The following is a 19,380-nucleotide window of genomic DNA, read 5'->3' as shown; positions in this document are numbered from 1 at the left end:
CCGGGCGGCGCCCTGTACCGGGGGCCGGCCGTATGGACGTAGTGCCGCCGCGCGCTGCCGCGCGTGCGGTTCCGCCCATCCGCTCCCAGGCGAGTTCGGATGCCCATCGGCTGCGTCGCACCATCCCGCAGCTCTCTGCTATTCCCGGGCCCATCCTACTGCTCCTGTTCATCGCGTTGATCTCGTTATGCCGTTTTCCTGTCGATTGCGACCCTTCAAAAAACACAAAGCCCGCCGCCTCCTAAGAGACGGCGGGCTCCAAAGCCTACCGCGGTACCACTCTCGTTGACGATCGTCCCGGCCGCAGCAGCGGTCGAACGAAGGTCCACCTTAGCAGCAGCGCGAATGACCGCACCGCCGCGCCCTCTGACGGAGGCTAACCGTATGGACCTAATGCCTCGCAGGCGCTCAGTCCGTCCGCTCCCGGGCGAGTTCGGGGTTGCCGTCCGCTGCGTCGCACCGACCCGCAGCTCTCTGATTCAGGCGAATTCCCTACTGTTCCCGTTCAATGCGTTTAACGTTTGTTCGATTGGTCATTATTATATGCGAGCGGCGGAGCGGAAGTCAACACGCTTTTCGAGCGGCCCGTTCGACGCACACGCCCAAGTCCCGAACCCCGCGTCATCCGTCGATTAGATAACAGAAGCAAGCTGCAGAAAAGCGCCTGAACGATCGACGGGGTCGGTGTCGAATCGATCAAGCGCTTTTCAAAAGGGGGTATGCCATTACTTTAACATGCGCATATATTCATGTCAACCAAATTAACATATAAGGTTATAAAACATTACGAACATTGTCGGTTACCGACCATTCTTCCAGCGAGACCTGCGCGGCCGCGGCCAGATCCAACGTCGAGAACTGCCCGCGGCGCCACTTCAGATCCGCAGCCGCGCCGATCATGGCCGCATTGTCGCTGCACAGAGACATCGGCGGTACGAGCATCGGCAGCCCGGCCTCTCTGCAAAGAGCGGCCAGCCGTTCGCGAATCCCCTGATTGGCAGCGACGCCGCCGCACAGCAGCAGCTGACGGGCGCCGAACTCGGCGGCAGCCCGCATAGCCTTCGTGGTCACGACGTCGACCACCGAGTTCTGGAAGCCTCGCGCGAGTCCCCCGAAGGAAGGATCGAGCCCCTTCATCTTGGTCCTGTTAATCTCCGCGAGCACGGCGGACTTCAGCCCGCTGAAGCTGAAGTCGTAGGAGCCCTCTTCCAGCCACGCGCGCGGCAGGACGACCTCTTCCCCGGACTCCCGCGCGAGCTTGTCCACGTGCGGCCCCCCCGGATAAGGAAAGGCAAGCGCGCGCGCCACCTTGTCGTACGCCTCGCCGACGGCGTCGTCCCGCGTGCGGCCGACGATCCGGAAGACGCCCTCCTCCGGCAGCAGCACCAGTTCCGTGTGCCCTCCGGATACGACAAGCGCAAGCGCAGGGTACACGATCTCGCCGACGAGACGGTTGGCATAGATATGGCCCGCGATGTGATGCGTGCCGATCAGCGGCACGTCCAGCGCCAGCGCCAGCGCTTTGGCGGCCACGACGCCGACGAGCAGCGCCCCGATGAGACCGGGCCCCTGCGTAACGGCGATCGCGTCGATGTCCCGCCGCGATACGCCTGCTTCCGACAGCGCCTCCTGCACGATCATCGTGATGCTCTCGACGTGCTTGCGCGACGCGATCTCCGGCACGACGCCGCCGAAGCGACGGTGCGTCTCGATCTGGCTCGAGACAATGTTCGAGAGCACCTCGCGTCCGCCGCGCACGACGGCCGCCGACGTCTCGTCGCAGCTCGTCTCGATCGCGAGCAGCAGACCGCCGTCTTTTTGATCCGCGATCGTCATGACGACATCCCCCCGCTCTCCCGGCCGAGCGACGGATCCAGGTCCGCCCACATGATCAGGGCATCCTCGTTGTTGTCCGAGTAGTAGCCCGGCCTGAGTCCCGCAGGGCCGAAACCAAGCTTGCGGTACAGCCGTTGAGCGCGCTCGTTGGTCACTCTGACCTCGAGCGTCATACGCGCCGCGCCGAGCCAGCTCGCCGTCCGCATCAGCTCGCGCAGCAGCCGTTCTCCAAGCCCCTTGCCCCGGTATGCCTCGCGGACCGCGATGTTGGTGACATGCGCTTCGTCTACGATCAGCCACATGCCCCCGTAGCCGAGCACGTCGCCGCCGCGTGCCATTACCATATATTTGGCAAACAGGTTTTGCGTCAACTCGTTGTGAAAAGCCTCCGGCGTCCATGGCGCGGTAAAGGCTTCGCGTTCGATCTCGACGATCGAATCGATGTCCGCCAGCGTCATGGAACGAAACTCGATCGGATCGCTCACGCCTGTCCCTCCGTCCCGGCGCCGCCGAGCTTTACTTCCGCCTCGGTCAGCTGCGTGTAGTTGGGGGCGAAGGCATGAACGTCTTCGACCTGCCCCCTTGCCAGACGCGCGGCCGCGAGGCGTCCCATCTCGCCCGCATCCATGGTCAACTGCAACGCGGCTGCGCCTGGCAGCGCCCCGATCGCCTCCGCATGCGGGCCGATATCGCCGGCGAACAGCAGCAGCGCGCCCGCCTCGCCAGCCCGCTCCGCAAGCGAACGGCCCCACTCTCCAACGAGCCGGATGCCGTCATCGTCCAGCCGCCGCCAATCGGCGCCGTCAGTCGTCTCGAAGCGCGCGCCGTACACTTGCCCGCGCCTTGCGTCCATGATCGGCACGACCCAGACCGGCCTTCCGGCTGCGCCCGCGATGTCGTCGGAGGCAGGCTTTTCCCCGCGCAAATAAGGACCGGCTCCCATCGCCAGCACCTCTAGGCTAGAGAGGCCGACGAGCGGCTTGTCCCAGGCCCATGCGAGCGTCTTGGCCGCCGATACGCCGATGCGCACGCCGGTATACGAGCCTGGGCCTCGCCCCACCGCGATCGCGTCGATCTCTTGTGCGCCGGCTTCTAGGAGCAGCGCCTTGAGATCCGACACGACCCTGACGGCATGGTTCCGCTCGGCATGCGACTGCCGGGCGGCGAGCGCCTCGCCCCCCCTGCAGACCGACGCGGCCAGGACGGCCGTGGACGTGTCCAGGCACAGCACCAGCGGCTCGCCGTCCCTCGCATTCTCCTTACCGGTTAGCGTCATCGCCGCTTCCCTCCCCTTCCGCCGCCCGCAATCCCAGCGCTTGGCACCATGCGTCATACCGCGCGCCGCGAGGCCTTATGACCGCAAGCCTGCTCTCGGCCCCCGTCAGTTCGAGGCGGATGTGCAGCCGCTCCGGAGGCAGCAGCGGCTCGATCTGCGACGCCCATTCCACCAGCGAGACGCCGTCGCCCTCGAAGTACTCCTCCAAGCCCAACTCGTCCGCTTCTTCGATCGTCAGGCGGTACACGTCCATATGATAGAGCGGCAATCTGCCGCCTTCGTATTCTTTGATAATCGTAAAAGTCGGGCTGTTCACGAGACCCGGCACATGGAGCCCGGCAGCGAACGCCTTGGCGAACCGGGTCTTGCCGGCGCCGAGATCGCCGTCCAGCGCGATCAATACGCCCGGGGCGCACAGACCCGCCAGCTTCTCTGCCAGCCGCACGGTATCGGCTTCGGAGCGCAGCTCCAGCGCGTAGATCGCTGCGCCGGCAGCTTTTTCGCCGCCTCCGCTCCAGTCGTTCATCGCGATAAATCTCCTTCATTGCGGACTGCCCGCAGGTTGTTCTTAATTATATCGGGGCGGGGGCGAAGTTGCAAAGCTTGGGGAGGCAGAACGTCATAGATGAAGCCGCTTATCGCGCGGCTTCAAGAGCGTCGGGCCGGCAAGGACGCTGGCACGCCAATATCCCCGCATCGGACTTAGAACGCAAATTCGAGATACAGCCAAAATAACGATACGCCTGCGTCTTATTTAACCGAAAACCCGCTAGTCAGACGAAATAACGATGCGCCGGCGTTTTATTCAACCGAAAACCCGCTAGGCAGACGAAATAACGATGCGCCGGCGTCTTATTTAACCGAAAAACCCCCACCTAGACGAAATAGCAATGCGTCGGCGTCTTACTCCCGCACCGTCCGGCAGGCCCCGCCCTCCCCAGGTCGACCCGCGCCCCGTCCGAGGTCGGAGGCAGGATGTGCCGCGGGTACGTGCCGGACGGACGCGCCCGCGCGTTATGATGACACTAATGAGATATTGAACGGAGGATAATCGCATGCACAGCTTCTTATACGGCGCGGCTGCGGGATTCACGCTGCTCCTGCTCGCGTCCGCATGGACGGCCGGCACCAAGGCTTCCCGGCTCCTGTACTACGGGTCGGCCGAACGGCTGGCCCGCAGATCGCGCAAGCTGCTGTCGTGGACGGTCCTCGCCTCGCTGTCGGCGATCGGTGCGGCCGCAGCCGTATACGGCCCGGCCGGGTCCCCAGGCAGCGCCTCCTGGATCGACCGGGCCGGGCTGCATCTCCCGATGCTCGCGCTGGCGCTCGCCGGCATCTGGCTGTCCGCCCTGCCGGGCGTCTGGCGCTTGTGGCGCGGCGCCATGCGGCTGAATGGCGCGGCCGTGCCCGCCAACCTCGCCAAGCTGTCCGCTTCGCCCGCCATCATCGTCCCCTATCAGGCGGCAGCGATCGGCGCGTGCCTTAGCCTGTACTCGCTATTCGACCTCCCCGCCCCGTGGAGCAAGTCAAGCGTCGCCGCCCCGGCACTCGTCTGTCTGGCGCTTGCCGCAGGCCTGTGGCTTCTCCATCATCGCAGGGTGAACCGCGTCGCGGAGGCCCGATCCGCCGCTACGCTTACCTTCAAAAAAAGCGAACCCGTCCCGGCCCTGCTTGGAATGCAGCGAGAATCGCTCCAAGGCCATGCCGACGTTCCTTATGAGACGGCGAGGTGAACGACTAGAGAACGGCGAGGCAATCGATACCGCCTATCGCCGGCTCGTTAAAACCTTCTTCAGCCTCAGCACGCCCTGCTCGATCTCCCCTGCCGCCGGCTTGGCGTAGCAGAGGCGCAAGCTGGCTTCCTCCGCGCCGAACACCTGACCCGGCACGTACGCGACGCCCGCAGCCAGCGCGCGCTCGAGCGTCCGCAGCTGCCTCGGATCCCCCTCCCCCAGCCATTTGACCCACAGGTTCAAGCCTCCGCCCGGCGGAGCGTAAGACACGAGATCCGCCAGATGATAGTCGAGGCTGACCCGCAGCTCGTCCATTCTGGCGGCGAGCTGCGCGCGGAGCCTTCCGATCTGGCGGTCGAAGACATCCCCCCGGATCAGCTTGGCGGCGAGCCACTGCGGGATGACGCTCATCCCGAAGTCCATCTGCTGCCTCGCGTCCGCCAGCCGCGATACGATCTCTTGCGGTCCTGCCAGCCAGCCGACCCGCAGTCCGGACGCCGCGATCTTGGACAGCGATCCGACATACAGGATGCGTCCGCCGGGGTCCTCCGCCTTGAGCGGCAGCGGCGGCTTGCCGTCGAATGCGGTCAGGCTGAACGGATCGTCCTCCACGATCGGAATGCCCGCATCCTCCGCGATCTGCAGCAGGCGCCTTCTTCTGTCGGCCGCGAGCACCGTTCCCGTCGGATTTTGATAATTGGGATTGAGAAAAAGCATCTTGAGCCGATGCCGGCGGTGCAGCCGCGCGACGTCGTCCGGATCGATGCCCTCCGCGCCCACGGGAAGCGGATGAACCCGGAGCCCGGCCGATTGGAGGAGCGGCAGGGAGAAGCAGTACGACGGCGTCTCCACCGCCACGTCGTCGCCATGATTAAGCAGGCATTGCATGATCAGAAATAACGATTGCTGCGATCCGGACGTGATCAACAGCGAAGAAGCCGACGCGCCGATCCGCAGATGCCGCGACAAAAAGGAAGCCAGCGCTTCGCGGAACGGCCCGTAGCCCTGCGGATCGTCGTAGCCAAGCGGCCCGTCGTACGGCTGGCCGGCAAAAATGCCGCGGATCGTCTCGCCGGGGAACAACGTCTCGGACAACTCGCCGCTCGCGAAATCCACCAGTCCGGCTTCCTTGCGCAAGCCGGCCCGAATACGCCGCATCGCATCCGAATTGGGGAGCATCGTGCCTACGTCCAGGTACCTCCGCCAATCCGCCGAACGAAGCGGCGAAGCGGCGCCTCCCGCGACGGTAGTGCCGCTTCCCGCCTTGCGCACGACCAGCCCCGCGGCCCGCAGCTCCTCGTATGCCTGAATCACGGTCGTTCGGTTGACCCCGAGCTCCGCCGCCATCTTGCGCTCGGCCGGCAGGGTACTGCCCGCTGTCAACTCCCCCCTCATAATCCGCTGCTCGAAGTAATCGGCGATCTGCCTATAGACCGGCTTGTCCAGCCCGCGATCGGGTTGCCACACGTTCATCCCTCCATGCCCTCATTATCCTTGTATCCGGATCGTCAGGCAAGAATAGAAGAACGAAATTGGATGATGAATTGGATGGCACGAAAACCTGCGAATTGGAGGATGCGGACACCGGAGATGACGCCTATGCTTGTAGCAAAACCGCAGGGAGGTGCGCCATGAATTCATTATCCGTCCGCGTTGCCGTCGTACAGGCGGCGCCCCGCCTGTTCGATCGGAATTCGGCGCTCGAGCGGATTGCCGGCTCGCTCCGCGAAGCCGCGGCCCTCGGCGCGCGCCTGGTCGTTTTCCCCGAGACCTTCGTCTCCGGTTATCCGCGCGGCCTCGGGTTCGGCGCCAAGATCGGAAGCCGCTCGCAGGAAGGCAGGCAGCTCTGGCAGCGTCACTGGGAGAGCGCGATCGAGCTGCCCGGCGCGGAGACCCTGCTCATCGGCCAAGCGGTGCGCGAGGCAGGCGTATACGCGGTCATAGGCGTCGTGGAGCGCGCCGCCGAGTTCAGCCGATCCACGCTTTACAATACGATCGCCTACTTCGGCCCCGACGGCAGCCTGCTCGGCAAACACCGCAAGCTCATGCCCACGGGCGCCGAGCGGCTGCTATGGGGTCAGGGGGACGGCAGCACGCTGACCGTCGTGGACACGCCTTTCGGCCGAATAGGCGGGCTGATCTGCTGGGAAAATTACATGCCGCTCGCGCGTATGGCCATGTACGCCAAAGGCGTCGACATTCTGGTGACGCCGACAGCCGACGCCCGGGATACCTGGCAGTCGACGCTGCGTCATATCGCCTGCGAAGGGCGCTGCTTCGTCCTCTCCGCCAACCAGTACGCGACCGCCGAAGACTATCCCGACGACCTCCCGGGCGAGACGGGACCGGCGTCAGGAGAAGACGTATGCCGAGGCGGGAGCGCGATCGTGGGCCCGCTCGGCGACTATCTCGCGCCGCCTCTCTACGGCGAGTCCGGCATCTTGTACGCAGATCTCGATCTCGGCGAGATCGCGCGCAGCCGGTTCGACTTCGACGCCGCCGGGCATTACAACAGGCCGGACATTTTCCGGCTGGAAGTGGACGAGCGGCCAAAGGCGGCCGTGCGTTTTACGCCGGCTTCAGGCGCACACTTATCGGAGAGGCAGGAGAATCCCGAATGAATATGTCCTTCTTGATCGGCACGGTAATCGTCGTCATGATCGCGGGACTGGCGGCTACGCTCGCCGTCGGCTGGTCGAACGCGAACCGCAACGAGAATACGGGCTATGGCAGCGGCACGGGCAAAAAGTGGACGCGGCTAGGCCTTATATACGTGCTCTGTATCGCCATCGCACTTGCCGCGTTTTTCGCTATTTTAAATCGCTGATTGTCGGAGGTGAACGTAAATGTTGTACATTATAATCCTGTCGCTCTGCATGGTCGGCGGCGTCGCCATTCTCTTTGCCGCCGGCAAGTCGATCATCGATTTCGAGGAGGAATAAGCGTCCCGATCGGCCCTTAGAGCCAGCGCATGAACGTCCCTTGCCGCACGGGGACGCCCTGCTTTTCCGCCCATCTCAGCAGCAGGATGCCCATGCTCCGGTCCTGCAGATCCAGGCAAAAGCGAATGGGCACGATCCGCTTGCCGTGCGGAACCAATCCCAGGAGCCCGCGGTCTAGACGCATCTCGCGCAGCGACGCGCCGGTCATCTCGACGCCGTTGACGATCAGCCGATTGCCCGACAGCACGAGCTCCGCCTTCAAGGCGGTCCGGCGCGCGAGCAGATAGACGATGCATCCGCCGAACAAAGCCATCATCGCCGCCTGGACATACCAGAGCTCCTGGTCCGCGTCGTGGAGCAGATTGCCGAGCGAGAGCATGAATAGCAGCGAGAACCCCGATATTTGCTTCAGACCCAACGGGTACTTGACTGGAATCACGCGCATCGACGCCTTCTTATCCATGTTTACCGCCCCTCCAGGCCGCAGGCCTGTCCACTTCCTTCTCAGTCGATCCTATGCAATAGGTACGGCCCGTATGACCCTGACGTTTCAATTCGGCTTGCAGGCCGCTGCCTGCCGTGAGAAGGCATCTCTTCCGGGCAGACGGGCTTGACCTTAACCATGGTTCAGGTATTACGATATTCGAGCAGGCCGGCCGGGCTGCCGTCAGAAGGAGCGTCTAAATGGAAACCACTTATTCGATCGCCGATATATCGAACGAGACGGGGCTGAGCATCGATGTGATCCGCTACTATGAGCGTATCGGCGTGCTGCCTGCGGTGAAGCGCAAAGAAAACGGGCATCGCGCATACTCCAAGTCGGATCTCGCCCGCTTTACCTTTATCACGCAGCTTAAACGAACGCAAATGCCGCTCAAGGAGATCGAGCGGTATATCCGCTACTATAACGAGGGAGATTTCGAAGCCTGCTACCGCACGCTGCATGCTCATAAACTCGGCATCGAGCGGCAGCTCGCGGAGCTGCACGACATCCTCGGCGTGATGAATTATAAGCTGGAGAACTACCAGCAATTGATCCAGTCCAAGGAATAAGGAGCGATACCACATGCTGAAGACAGCTAACTATACAATTACGCCGCAAGCGCCCATCCCATCGGGGTTCGGAAGCGAGACGACCGCTGCCGAAGCGTTAGGCGGCCGAGATCTCAGCGGCAAGATCGCCATCGTGACCGGCGGCTACTCGGGACTCGGGCTGGAGACGGCCCGCGTACTGGCGGGAGCCGGCGCCACGGTTATCGTACCCGCGCGTACGCCGGACAAAGCCTCCGCGGCGGTCGCCGGCATTCCCCGCGTGGAGCTCGAGGCGATGGACTTGATGGACCCCGCGTCGATCGACGCGTTCGCCGCGCGCTTCCTCGCAACGGATCGCCCGCTCGACATGCTGGTGAACGGCGCCGGCATTATGGCGGTCCCGCTGACGAGGGACGCCCGCGGCTACGAGTCTCACTTCGCGGTCAATCATCTCGGGCATTTCCAGCTGACGGCCAGGCTATGGCCCGCGCTGAAACGGGCCTGCGGCGCCCGCGTCGTTACGGTGTCCTCGCGGGCGCTCCGTTTTGCGGGCGTCGATCTGGACGACCCGAATTACGAACGCCGCGAATACGAAAAATGGCAGGCTTACGGCCAATCCAAAACGGCGAACGTGCTGTTCTCCGTCGAGTTGGACCGGATCGGCTATGCGCACGGCTTGCGGGCGTTCGCCGTTCATCCGGGCACGATCGTCACGGAGCTGTCGAGACACCTGTCCGACGACGAGATGCGGGCGATGGGCGCGCTCGACGACCAGGGCCGGCGCACCGCGCACGACAAGAGCCGCGAGTTCAAGACGGTCGCGCAAGGCGCCGCGACGAGCGTCTGGTGCGCGGCCAGCGCGCAGCTGGACGGGCGGGGCGGCGTCTACTGCGAGGATGCCGATATCGCCGCGATGACGTCGCCGGAGTCGCCTCCGGGTCCCGGCGTCGTGCCGTGGGCGGTCGATCCGGATATCGCCCGGCGGTTGTGGACGCTTAGCGAACGCATGACGGGCATTCATTTTAGCGGCGATTAAAGTAGGGTTGGCCCCTTATCGAACCGAGATACGGCTTCATATGCGCTTATCGCAGTGACATGCCGGGTCGCCGCGACCTGCCGAGCCGGCATGCCGGCGGCGACAGACAGCAAAAACACAGCCTGCGGGTGCAGGCTGTGTTTTTGCGTTTCCCTCCCCGGCGCATAGGCCGGCTCGGAACGCTATATATCGGAGGATTACGGATTAGCGATCGGTGCGAGTTCTGGTATTTTCCTTCCACTCGCCGATCTCTTCCTGCACCTTGCCTTTGACTTTATCCCATTTGCCCTTTGCTTGGAGACCCGGATCGTCGGTGAGGTTGCCCCACTGATCCTTGGCTTCGCCCTTCGCCTGATTGACTGCGCCTTTGATTTTGTCGCTCCAGCCTTCCGTATTGCGATCCATATAGAGCCTCTCCCTTCGCGTGCTTAATTTTAGTATACGGAATATTACCCGGCGGACAGCGTTTTCAAACAGCGGACGACCCGCCGGATACGCTCTGAATTCCGGTAACATCAATACCTATTCCCCTATTGCCGACCTTATGCGAGTCCCGCCCTTGATTGGAAGCGGCAACCTTTGGATAACGAGTATCGTATAATTTGTAAATCTTGGGAAGCGATCGAGTCCGAAGGAGTGAGGGAGCTATGAAGAGCATGCGGAGACTGATACCGTTGATGGCGCTTGCCCTGACCGCGGCTTGCGACGGAGAAGCGAACACGGACTGGCGTCCGGATGCCGCGATCGCGCGAGGCGATGTCGTCAATGTCTACGGACGCATCTCCAACCCTGGGGCATTGTCAGCGTTCTCGGCGTCTGTCGGCGAACATCGCGCAGCTATTGTCCGTATCGTGGAATACGACGCCGAACGTAACCCGATCTTGACAACCGCCGAATACGACGGACAGCAGATACGCTGGGCCCGCGGGTCCGTCGACGACGGGGATGGATCGTGGCGGACGACGACCGACTGTGCCGGGATGGAGAATAGAAGCGGCGCGGTTGCCGACACTTATGTCCTGACGGGCTGCGGAGGCGCGGAGATGGAGCTGGCGGTCGTGCCATACCGCGCAATGCCTCAGCGGATCGAGACGGAAAATTATGCCGCAGAGCTGACGCTCTTGCCTGTTGCAGCGGAGGAAAATATAAACGAATTCGCGACCGCATACGACATCGTGATGCGCAATCTGGGCGGACAGACGCTCGAATGCGGTTCAGCGTATTCGATCGAGAAGCAAGAAGCGGGAACGTGGGTCCCCGTAAATTTAAAAAACAATGCATTTACGGCCGACCTTCACCAACTGGCTGAGGGAGAAGAATACCTCATATCCTTCCGTTTCGAACAGCTTAAATCCAGTCCGCAACCCGGGCGATACCGGGTGGTCAAGCAGGCCGCTTCAAAATCGATCTCGCGGCCGAGTTCAGCGTCCCGCCCCAAAAGTAAAAGCCGTCCTCGGGTCTCATGAGACCCGTGACGGCTCTTAAGCCTAGCGTATCGCTACTCGGTCAGCCGATCGATGGCCACCGTCTGCACGTTCGTCGGCTTCTGTCCGACCTGGACGGTCGCCACGCCGTTGGCAGCGTCTACCTTCTCGATCCAGACCGGCTGTCCCTCCAGCTGCACGGCGATCGTGTCCTTCGATTCGAAAATTTGCATTGCCCGCTGCGCGTTCACGATGGATCGTCCCCCTCTTTTTCCCGCATCGTTTCGGTCGTCGTCTCTTCGATCAGCCCGTTGTCGAGCGTCACCTGGCCGCCGCCGAGTCCTTCGTTGACCATCCGGTCGATATCCATGTCGTAATTGTCGCGGCCCTCGTAGGTGTGGTCGCTGCCGTCCTTCGTATCGTCTTCGCTCACGAACGCCGCTCCCTTCGCGTCTTTTTGCCCATCTTCTGCAGAGAACGTCCGGTTCAGGATGCCCAAGCAGTATGAATTGCATACCGACATGGGAACGCTAGATGGTATACGGAATCATGAGGAGGGTTATGCGTCATGCATACGGTATGGAAAGGCGCCATCAGCTTCGGGCTGGTGCACGTGCCCGTCAAGATGTTCACCGCGACCGAGGACAAGGACGTTCATCTGCGGCAGATCCACAAGGCCTGCGGCACCCCGATCTCCTATGCCAAAAGCTGCCCGCATTGCGATAGAGCCGTGGAGTGGGAGGAGATCACCAAGGGATACGAATACGAAAAAGGAAGGTTCGTGCTGTTCGACGAGCAGGAGCTCGAAGCCGTGAAGCCGGAGAATACGCGTACGATTCAAATCCTCGACTTCGTGGCGCTCGAAGAGATCGACCCGATGTTCTACCAGAAGACGTACTATCTGTCCCCCGATCAAGCCGGAGCGGGCGCATACGGGCTGCTGCTCGAAGCCATGCGGCAGTCGGGACGCATCGGCATCGCCAAGATCGCGATCCGCAGCAAGAGCAGCCTGGCCGCCATTCGCTGCGTAGACAACTGCATCTGCATGGAAACGATGTTCTATCCGGACGAGATCCGCGCCATCTCGGGCGTGCCGGGACTGCCGCAGAACCAGTCCGTCAACGAGCGCGAGCTGGACATGGCGAAGCTGCTGATCGAGCAGCTGTCGGCGCCGTTCGAAGCGGCCAAGTATACGGACGACTACCGGACGTCGCTGCTCGAAGCGATCAACCGCAAGGTGGCGGGTCAAGGCTTGGACGTCGTCACGGCGCCGGCGGCGGAGCGGACCAACGTCATCGACCTCATGTCCGCGCTGCAGGCGAGCCTGGCCGCGGTGAAGACGGGCGACGCCTCGGCGGGCGGCGACGCGACCGGGCGCGGCGCGGGGCGTACGTCCGCGATCCGTGGCGATACGGGCGCCGCAGATGCGACGGCGGCGGACAAGCCGAAGCGCTCGCGCGCGAAGACAAGCCCGGCGGGCGCCGCCGCAGCAGGCGGCGAGGCTGCCGGTCCGAGCGGGCCCGCGGCGCCCTCGAGGCGTCGCAAGACGACCGAGCCCAAGCCGTGAGGGTGCGCTGAAGGCTGAGATGGCCCTGGCAGATTCGGATCATGGCGCTTCGCGCCGTGAGATCAATCTCGGATAAATGCCGTTTTTCCGATCCGGCCGGCTTATGAGAATATTTTAAGAAGCGACTAACGCCCCTTCCAACCCCGCGCGGGACAAGGATCGGGCGTTTTTTGGATTTCCAATATATGGATCGTGGTAATATTTATGCCGTGATCCTGCCAGATTCGGCTGGTAGAATGTGAAGCATCCGAGCCGAAGCCCGACAGGGCGCGGGGGAACCGAGCATTCGGGGTGAAGCCGCTTAGGCGGCAGGGCGAACTCCGACCTAACCCGTCAGCTAACCTCGCAGGCTTATCCCAAGGAGGAATTTCATTTTATGAGAAAGAACCCTATCGGTCAGCTTGCAGTATCCGGCGCGCTTCTGTTGTCGCTGGCGGTGCCGTTCGGCGCTTCGGCGAACGCGGCGACCGTATCCGGCACGCCGACGACCCAGACTTTCACATATAAGTTCGACGCTTCTCAGCTGCAGCAATATCTCGGCTCGTACGACTGGCAGTCGCTGCTATCCCAGCTGAACGGCGGCGCCGGATACTCGCCATCGCGGCCCGCGGCTACGCCTCCCACTACGGTTAAGCCTACGCCGGCTCCAATCGTCACTCCGGCACCGTCGACCACGCCGGCTCCAACCGCCACGCCTGCTCCGACCGCCACGCCGGCGCCCTCGGCCGCGCCGACTGCGCCTTCCGTACCGGCCGGGTCCGGCACGAGCGCTCAGCAGTCCAACTTCGCGGCCCAGGTCGTCACCATCGTCAACCAGGAACGCGCCAAGGCCGGGCTGTCCGCGCTGAAGACGGACGCCAAGCTGACGACGGTCGCCGACGCGAAAGCCAAGGATATGTACAATAACAATTATTTCGACCATAACTCGCCGACGTACGGCTCTCCGTTCGATATGATGAAGCAGTTCGGCGTGTCCTACAGCTATGCCGGCGAGAACATCGCCAAAGGTCAGCAGACGCCGACCGAGGTCATGACCGCGTGGATGAACAGCGCCGGCCACAAGGCGAATATTTTGAGCGCCAACTTCAAGTCGATCGGCGTCGCCTACTATAACGGCGAATGGGTACAAGAGTTCACGGGCTGATATACAAGTCCGCTTAAAAAAGAGATGTCCCGCATGTCATGAAAGGCGACTGCGGGACATCTCTTTTTCTGCTCCGACGGCGCATCTTCCGGCGCTAAGTGAGCATCGGCAGCGCCAGCAAGATCAAGCCTGCCAGGCTCATCATCCCGCCCTGCAGGCGAATCCGGCCCTGGCGAGCCGGCGTCGCTTCGCCCGCCTCGCCCTGGTCCTGCCCGCCCTGGGCCAGCGCGAGCACGATGCGCGGGTGCAGCACGGCAAACAAGGATGACCCCGTCCAAAATACGAGCGCGAGCGACAGCAGCGCGCCGGCATGGTGTAGAAGCGGCATATCCGTAGAGATCCCTCCCCGAGCGCTTTCTCTATTGTTGTATGAGGAGGGCCGGGCAAAAGTGCAGGCGAACGCCCGATTATTCTGAGGGGGAATGCGGCGGAAGCGATCCGGCTACACTAAAAGGATCACCGCCTCGAAGCGACCGGCCGAAGAGGCGAACCAGAGCGGAGGAAACGCCCATGCCCCCTGCTGCGATGTCACCCGTCGCCCTGCGCCTAGGCGATCGGGAGCTGCTGATCTCCCATCCGGACAAGCTCCTATGGCCCGATATGGGCATCGACAAGCTCCAGTACGTCCGGACGCTCGCGGACTTGGCGCCCTATATGCTGCCCCATTGCGAAGGCCGATATCTCACGACGATCCGATTTCCCGAAGGCTATGCGGGGAAGTCCTTTTATCAAAAAAACGCGCCGGCCCCGGTGCCGGACTACGTCCGCACGGAGACGGATAACGGGATTCGCTACGTAGTGCTCGACTCGCTGCCCACGCTGCTGTGGATGGGCAGCCTGTACGCGCTCGAGTACCATGTTTCCTGCGAACGCATCGGCATGCCCATGCCCGACCGCTGGATTCTCGATATCGATCCGAGTCTGGAAGTCGAGCCGAGGATCATGGAGGCGGCCGACAAAGTCGGGGATCTGCTGCATTCGCTGGGGCTGGAGGCCGTCCCCAAGACGTCGGGCGCGACGGGCGTCCAGGTCGTGATGCGCATCGAGCCGGGTCCCACCTACGACGATCTCCGTCGGTTCGGCAAGTTCGTGTCCGAATACCTGACGGCAAAAAATCCGCAGCTCTTCACCGTAGAACGGCTGAAAAAGAACCGCGGATCGCTGATCTATCTCGATTATCTGCAATATTATCCGGGCCGTACGCTGGCCGCCGCCTATACCCCGCGAGCCCGTGCCGGCGCGCCGGTATCGACGCCGCTGGACTGGGACGAGGTGCGCGCGGACCCGCGCCCTGCCGATTACAACCTGCTGAACGTCGTTGCCCGCCTCCGGGAGCGCGGCGATCTCATCGGTCAGATGAGGCCGCAGCGGCTCGGCGACGTACTGAAGCAGATCGGGCGGGCTTAAACGGGCCGTTAGGCTCAGATCCGCATCAGAAAAGGAATCGCCATCTCGGCGATGCGCGCATGCCCGCGCGCGTTGGGATGAAGTCCGTCGTCGGTGAACCAAGGCAGCGTGAGCTTGTTCAGCCCGCTTTCCCCGTACAGATCAAGCACGGGCAGGGCGTACTCGCGCCCAAGCGCGCGCACCGCATCGGCATAGTCGCTTAGCCGGTGTCCCTGCGCGTTCGGACGAACGATATCATAGCCGTCCTTATCCCGTTGCAGCGGCGTCCACAGGCTGAGACGGCAGCCGGGAACTGCTGTCAGCACCGTCTCGACCGCCGTCCGGTACGCCCCGGCGAACGTGTGCGGATCGCGGCTGTCCGGTCCGCCGAGCGGCTTATCCAGCCGATAGTCATTGGTCCCGGCGAATATCGTCACGCAGTCGAGCCCCGGGGCGAGGCGCTGCGCCATCCGCCAAGTGGAGCCTTCGTCCGTCGGGCCGCCGGCCGTCATGGGACAGCCGCTCTTGCCGTAATTCAGCACCTCCGCGAATTGGAGCGCGGCAGCCACGATCGGCTGATAACCGTTGGCCGCCGTGATGCTGTCGCCGAGCGTACCCCACCTTTTATGGCGCCACTTCGCGAGCTCCATCCTAGATACCGCGCGCCGAGCTGCCAGACGGAGCCGGCTCGCCCAGCCAGGCGCCCTGCTCGAGCAGCACCCGCTGCAGCTCGCCGATCTCGACGCCCCTGGCGCCGACGCCGTCCCGCAGCGCCAGCGCCGCCGCCGTGCCCGACGCCTGGCCCATCGCGAAGCAGTTCGGCATGACGCGCAGCGAGCCCTGCACCGCGCGGTCCGAGGACGCGGCCCGGCCCGGCACCCACAGATTGTCGATGCCCAGCGGCAGCAGCACGCGGTAGGGCACGCCGTGCGATTCGCCTGGCTTCAGATGCGTGAAATGCATGTTCGCCTTGCTATGCGCCATATGGATATCGATATAATATGCGTTGCGCGCGATATCGTCCGGGAAGGTCCGCGCCTCCATGAAGTCCTCCGCCGTCAGCACGTAGTCGCCCTGGATCCGGCGCGTCTCCCGGATGCCGACCTGCTCTCCGCTCGCCACCAGATGCGCCTGCTCGAAGCCGGGCACGTAGTTCTGGAAAAATGCCAGCTGACGCCGGGCCAGCCTCCGCCCTTCGATCGCGCCGCGGGTCAGATCCTCCGCCTTGGTCCCATCGATGCCGAACACGTGACCGAAGTTGACCCCGACGAGATAGTCGTTCACCCAGGCAAGGCCCGAGATCGACTTGCGCCCTTCGGGCAGCGCGCCCTCCGCGATCGCCCGCTCCACGGTTCGGTGCAGCTGTCCCGTATCCCCCGATTCCTCCAGGAAGCGGCGGAAGCGGCCGCGGTCCACGTTCGCCAGCAGATAACACATCGAGCCAGGCTGGAGTTCGCCCTGCTCGCCGCCCTTCTGGAACGGCACGCCGGCCAGCGCGGCGATATCCGCATCGCCCGTCGCGTCGATGACATAGCTGCACCGCACTGCCGAACGGCCGGTCTTGTTGACGACGACGATGCCTTCGATGCTCCGTCCGTCTCCGGACTTGATCACGTCGTAGACGAACGAATGGAACAGCGGCTCCACGCCGCTCTCCAGCAGCGCGTCGTCGTAGACGCGCTTGAGCGCCTCGGGGTCGATCGGCACCCAATCGAGCGTATCCGCGTATTCGCGGCGGTAGTCGGCATTGCATGCCTCCTTCATCCGCTCCATCAGCTCCATGCCGATGCCCCGGATGATCGGTTTTTCCTTGTCCGTGAACGGGCAGAAGGCCGGCACCAGCGATACCGTGCCCATGCCGCCCAGGAAGCCGCGCTGCTCGATCAGCAGCGTGCGCGCGCCGTTGCTCGCGGCGGCGACCGCCGCCCCGATCCCGGACGCCCCGCCGCCGACGACCACCACGTCGACCTCGCGGGATACCGGAATCTCCTGCGCGGGCAGCGATATATGCTTGACGTCGCTCATTGAATTCACTCCCCTCTCCTCTTCTCTACGCTTGCTCGCCTTCCAGGCAGAGCCGGACGAGGTCATCGACGTCGGCCGTAGCCAGGCACTCGACCGTATCAGCGGCGCCGTAATAGATCTTCACTTCGCCGCTGTCCTCGAGCACCATGCCGCCCGGGAAGATGACGTCGTTGCGGAAGCCGCCGTCCGTCTCGTAGACCGCTTCGGGCGCCAGCAGCGGCTCGCGGTACATGCCGACGATCTTGCTCGGGTCCTCCAGATCCAGCAGCATAATGCCTGCCGTATACCGCTTCTTCCACGAGGCCTCCCAGCCGTTCTTGCCGCGGCCGCCATCGATGTCGACCGCGTGGAAGGTCGTCAGCCAGCCCTTGTCCGTCCGGACCGGCGGAGCGCCGGGACCGACCTTGTCGTTGGCGAACGGCACGTGCTCCACCCCGAGCAGCAGCTTGGAGCCGCCCCAGTATCGAAGATCGGGCGAATCGCTCATCCACATGTCGAAGCGGTCGACGCCGCCCCGGCTGTACACCGGGAACGGCCGCTCAAGACGGACGTACTTGCCCCCGATACGCTCCGGGAACAGCACCATGTTGCGGTTGTCCGGAACGGACAGGCTCAGCACGTCGAACTTGGCGAAGTCGTCCGTCACGGCGATGCCGCCGCGCACGCCGTGACGCGTGTCGACCGCGAAGCACATATGGCAGCGGCCGTCGATGACGGTCAGCCGCGGATCGTACACGCGGACGACCTCTTCGTCGTGCCAGCTCCAGCACGGCGCGGGCTGGACCTCCCAGCGGATGCCGTCGTCGCTGAACGCCAGCCCCAGATTCGTGGTGCCGTGCGGCTCGATCGTACCGAGCTCGGCGTTGCCGTAGTCGTTGCGGAATACCATGACGTACTTCCCATTATATTTGACGACGCCGGCGTTGAAGACCATGGCCGGACCGTAAGGGACGTCGCCCGGGCTCAGGATCGGGTTGGCCGAGTGGCGCCGGATGAGCGGGCTGGAAGTCAGCGCGCCTATTGTCGTGGTTGCGTTCATCGGTGGGTTACCCTCCATTTCGGATAAAATTGCGCGTCTAACCTTTGACCGAGCCTGCCGTCGCCTGCATGAACGATTTGTTCGCGAGCGCATAGACGATCAGCATCGGCAGGATGGACAAGCAGGCGCCCGCCATCATGAGATTGGTCTGCATCGCCGCCGAGGAGCCGTAGCGGAGATTGGCGAGTCCCACGGTCAGCGTCTGCAGCTTGGGATCCGTCATCGTGAAGACGAGCGGCAGGATGTATTCGTTCCACGCGTGGCGAAAGGCGAACAGCCCCGACACGCCGAGTCCCGGCGCCAGGAGCGGCAGGATGATCCGGTAGAACGAACGGATAAAGCCGGAGCCGTCGATCATCGCCGCCTCGTCCAGCTCGCGCGGAATGGACTTGAAGAAGCCCAGCAGGATGAAAAACGTGCTGGCGTGGGCGCTCATCAGGATGAGGATGACGCCCCACAGCGACGAGTTGAGCCCGACGGCGACCATCAGGTCGAACTGGGGACGCAGGACGATGGCGCCCATCGAGATGAACATCGTCGAAGCCTGCAGCCCGACGTAAAGAGACTTGCCGGGGAAGCTGCGCCGGTCGACGACATAGGCCGCGGCCGCGGCCACGAGCAGCGTGCCGACCATGGACACGATGCTGATGAACAGGCTGTTCCAGGTGTAGCGCGCGAAGTTGCTCTGCTGCCAGGCGTCCGCGTAGTTGTGGAACTGCCACGTCTTCGGCAGGATATTGCCGCCGCTCATGAGCTCCGAGTTGGTCATCAGGGAGCCGACGATCGTCATGAGGATCGGGAACAAAGTAAGCGCCCCGACGACGAGCAGGAAGATCCACATGATCGCCCGGCCTGCGATCGTGAAGAACCTGGCAGCGCCGACGCTGGCGGGAGCGCCCTGCTTCTGGGCGGCGCCGGATGGCTTTTTGAGGATTGCCGT

General features: G+C 63.4%; 23 protein-coding genes and 1 riboswitch. Of the genes, 9 read left to right on the top strand and 14 right to left on the bottom strand.

From position 1 onward, the window contains the following. Positions 1 to 774: 774 nt before the first annotated feature. From tsaD to tsaE, 4 genes are read right to left on the bottom strand one after another with little or no spacing between them, the layout of a single operon-like run. Positions 775 to 1,836, bottom strand: coding sequence for a tRNA (adenosine(37)-N6)-threonylcarbamoyltransferase complex transferase subunit TsaD (gene tsaD / locus PQG80_RS04850; protein WP_271750068.1), 1,062 nt, complete (start codon positions 1,834 to 1,836; stop codon positions 775 to 777). Next, positions 1,833 to 2,294: a ribosomal protein S18-alanine N-acetyltransferase gene (rimI, locus tag PQG80_RS04845; protein WP_271750489.1), complete on the bottom strand. Its 462-nt coding sequence runs from the start codon at positions 2,292 to 2,294 to the stop codon at positions 1,833 to 1,835. Before rimI ends, tsaD begins: the two co-directional genes overlap by 4 nt. Before the next feature lie 23 nt (positions 2,295 to 2,317). Then, positions 2,318 to 3,112 (bottom strand): tRNA (adenosine(37)-N6)-threonylcarbamoyltransferase complex dimerization subunit type 1 TsaB, encoded by a 795-nt coding sequence (tsaB, locus tag PQG80_RS04840; protein WP_271750067.1) that lies wholly within the window; start codon positions 3,110 to 3,112, stop codon positions 2,318 to 2,320. Next, a complete protein-coding gene (tsaE, locus tag PQG80_RS04835; protein ID WP_271750066.1) occupies positions 3,096 to 3,638 on the bottom strand; it encodes a tRNA (adenosine(37)-N6)-threonylcarbamoyltransferase complex ATPase subunit type 1 TsaE in 543 nt (180 codons plus the stop codon). The genes tsaB and tsaE overlap by 17 nt, the downstream gene beginning before the upstream one ends. 529 nt (positions 3,639 to 4,167) lie before the next feature. Between tsaE and PQG80_RS04830 the strand changes: the two genes are divergently transcribed. Then, complete coding sequence (locus PQG80_RS04830) at positions 4,168 to 4,845, top strand: hypothetical protein (RefSeq protein ID WP_271750065.1); 678 nt, start codon at positions 4,168 to 4,170, stop codon at positions 4,843 to 4,845. Between the two features lie 33 nt (positions 4,846 to 4,878). Here PQG80_RS04830 and PQG80_RS04825 read toward each other — a convergent pair whose 3' ends face one another. Further along, positions 4,879 to 6,312: an aminotransferase-like domain-containing protein gene (locus PQG80_RS04825; protein WP_271750062.1), complete on the bottom strand. Its 1,434-nt coding sequence runs from the start codon at positions 6,310 to 6,312 to the stop codon at positions 4,879 to 4,881. Positions 6,313 to 6,476: 164 nt separating this feature from the next. On the opposite strand from PQG80_RS04825, the gene PQG80_RS04820 reads away from it, so the two are divergent. Both PQG80_RS04820 and PQG80_RS04815 read left to right on the top strand, forming a co-directional pair. Then, a complete protein-coding gene (locus PQG80_RS04820; protein WP_271750061.1) occupies positions 6,477 to 7,466 on the top strand; it encodes a carbon-nitrogen hydrolase family protein in 990 nt (329 codons plus the stop codon). Next, positions 7,463 to 7,672, top strand: a complete 210-nt coding sequence (locus tag PQG80_RS04815) for a hypothetical protein (RefSeq protein ID WP_271750059.1) — start codon at positions 7,463 to 7,465, stop codon at positions 7,670 to 7,672. Before PQG80_RS04820 ends, PQG80_RS04815 begins: the two co-directional genes overlap by 4 nt. 131 nt (positions 7,673 to 7,803) lie before the next feature. Here PQG80_RS04815 and PQG80_RS04810 read toward each other — a convergent pair whose 3' ends face one another. Continuing rightward, positions 7,804 to 8,250, bottom strand: a complete 447-nt coding sequence (locus PQG80_RS04810; RefSeq protein ID WP_271750057.1) for a hypothetical protein — start codon at positions 8,248 to 8,250, stop codon at positions 7,804 to 7,806. 221 nt (positions 8,251 to 8,471) lie between these two features. On the opposite strand from PQG80_RS04810, the gene PQG80_RS04805 reads away from it, so the two are divergent. Together PQG80_RS04805 and PQG80_RS04800 are read left to right on the top strand one after the other, a co-directional pair. Next, positions 8,472 to 8,840 (top strand): MerR family transcriptional regulator, encoded by a 369-nt coding sequence (locus tag PQG80_RS04805; RefSeq protein ID WP_271750055.1) that lies wholly within the window; start codon positions 8,472 to 8,474, stop codon positions 8,838 to 8,840. A 13-nt stretch (positions 8,841 to 8,853) separates the two neighbouring features. Beyond that, entirely contained in the window at positions 8,854 to 9,855 is a 1,002-nt protein-coding gene (locus PQG80_RS04800) for an oxidoreductase (protein ID WP_271750053.1), read from the top strand. 204 nt (positions 9,856 to 10,059) lie between these two features. On the opposite strand, the gene PQG80_RS04795 is transcribed toward PQG80_RS04800, so the two are convergent. After that, a complete protein-coding gene (locus tag PQG80_RS04795) occupies positions 10,060 to 10,260 on the bottom strand; it encodes a CsbD family protein (protein WP_271750052.1) in 201 nt (66 codons plus the stop codon). Positions 10,261 to 10,511: 251 nt separating this feature from the next. On the opposite strand from PQG80_RS04795, the gene PQG80_RS04790 reads away from it, so the two are divergent. Then, positions 10,512 to 11,321, top strand: a complete 810-nt coding sequence (locus PQG80_RS04790) for an immunoglobulin-like domain-containing protein (RefSeq protein WP_271750050.1) — start codon at positions 10,512 to 10,514, stop codon at positions 11,319 to 11,321. 32 nt (positions 11,322 to 11,353) lie between these two features. Here the strand turns inward: PQG80_RS04790 and PQG80_RS04785 are convergent, their stop codons facing one another. Further along, complete coding sequence (locus PQG80_RS04785) at positions 11,354 to 11,530, bottom strand: H-type small acid-soluble spore protein (protein WP_271750048.1); 177 nt, start codon at positions 11,528 to 11,530, stop codon at positions 11,354 to 11,356. After that, on the bottom strand, positions 11,527 to 11,712 hold the full coding sequence (locus PQG80_RS04780) for a hypothetical protein (protein ID WP_271750046.1): 186 nt from the start codon (positions 11,710 to 11,712) through the stop codon (positions 11,527 to 11,529). Before PQG80_RS04780 ends, PQG80_RS04785 begins: the two co-directional genes overlap by 4 nt. A gap of 135 nt (positions 11,713 to 11,847) precedes the next feature. Here PQG80_RS04780 and ku point away from each other — a divergent pair, with 135 nt between their 5' ends. After that, positions 11,848 to 12,846, top strand: coding sequence for a non-homologous end joining protein Ku (gene ku / locus PQG80_RS04775; protein WP_271750045.1), 999 nt, complete (start codon positions 11,848 to 11,850; stop codon positions 12,844 to 12,846). Positions 12,847 to 13,086: 240 nt separating this feature from the next. After that, positions 13,087 to 13,215: riboswitch (cyclic di-AMP (ydaO/yuaA leader) on the top strand. A 7-nt stretch (positions 13,216 to 13,222) separates the two neighbouring features. Then, entirely contained in the window at positions 13,223 to 13,990 is a 768-nt protein-coding gene (locus PQG80_RS04770) for a CAP domain-containing protein (protein WP_271750044.1), read from the top strand. Between the two features lie 94 nt (positions 13,991 to 14,084). On the opposite strand, the gene PQG80_RS04765 is transcribed toward PQG80_RS04770, so the two are convergent. Next, complete coding sequence (locus PQG80_RS04765; RefSeq protein WP_271750043.1) at positions 14,085 to 14,318, bottom strand: hypothetical protein; 234 nt, start codon at positions 14,316 to 14,318, stop codon at positions 14,085 to 14,087. Between the two features lie 182 nt (positions 14,319 to 14,500). Here PQG80_RS04765 and ligD point away from each other — a divergent pair, with 182 nt between their 5' ends. Further along, positions 14,501 to 15,397: a non-homologous end-joining DNA ligase gene (ligD, locus tag PQG80_RS04760; protein WP_271750041.1), complete on the top strand. Its 897-nt coding sequence runs from the start codon at positions 14,501 to 14,503 to the stop codon at positions 15,395 to 15,397. A 14-nt stretch (positions 15,398 to 15,411) separates the two neighbouring features. On the opposite strand, the gene PQG80_RS04755 is transcribed toward ligD, so the two are convergent. Genes PQG80_RS04755 through PQG80_RS04740 form a run of 4 tightly spaced genes read right to left on the bottom strand, consistent with a single transcriptional unit; the run spans position 15,412 to position 19,281 of the window. Further along, positions 15,412 to 16,026, bottom strand: coding sequence for an SGNH/GDSL hydrolase family protein (locus PQG80_RS04755; protein ID WP_271750039.1), 615 nt, complete (start codon positions 16,024 to 16,026; stop codon positions 15,412 to 15,414). A gap of 1 nt (position 16,027) precedes the next feature. Beyond that, positions 16,028 to 17,401: an FAD-dependent oxidoreductase gene (locus tag PQG80_RS04750; RefSeq protein WP_271750038.1), complete on the bottom strand. Its 1,374-nt coding sequence runs from the start codon at positions 17,399 to 17,401 to the stop codon at positions 16,028 to 16,030. 25 nt (positions 17,402 to 17,426) lie between these two features. Further along, positions 17,427 to 18,440, bottom strand: a complete 1,014-nt coding sequence (locus PQG80_RS04745) for a glycoside hydrolase family 130 protein (protein WP_271750037.1) — start codon at positions 18,438 to 18,440, stop codon at positions 17,427 to 17,429. A 37-nt stretch (positions 18,441 to 18,477) separates the two neighbouring features. Beyond that, a complete protein-coding gene (locus tag PQG80_RS04740; RefSeq protein ID WP_271750488.1) occupies positions 18,478 to 19,281 on the bottom strand; it encodes a carbohydrate ABC transporter permease in 804 nt (267 codons plus the stop codon). Between the last annotated feature and the right edge of the window lie 99 nt (positions 19,282 to 19,380).

Origin of the sequence: Cohnella rhizoplanae, from assembly GCF_948329515.1 — a bacterium.
Classification (GTDB): Bacteria; Bacillota; Bacilli; order Paenibacillales; family Paenibacillaceae; genus Cohnella; species Cohnella rhizoplanae.
This window is presented reverse-complemented; position numbering and strand designations above follow the sequence as displayed.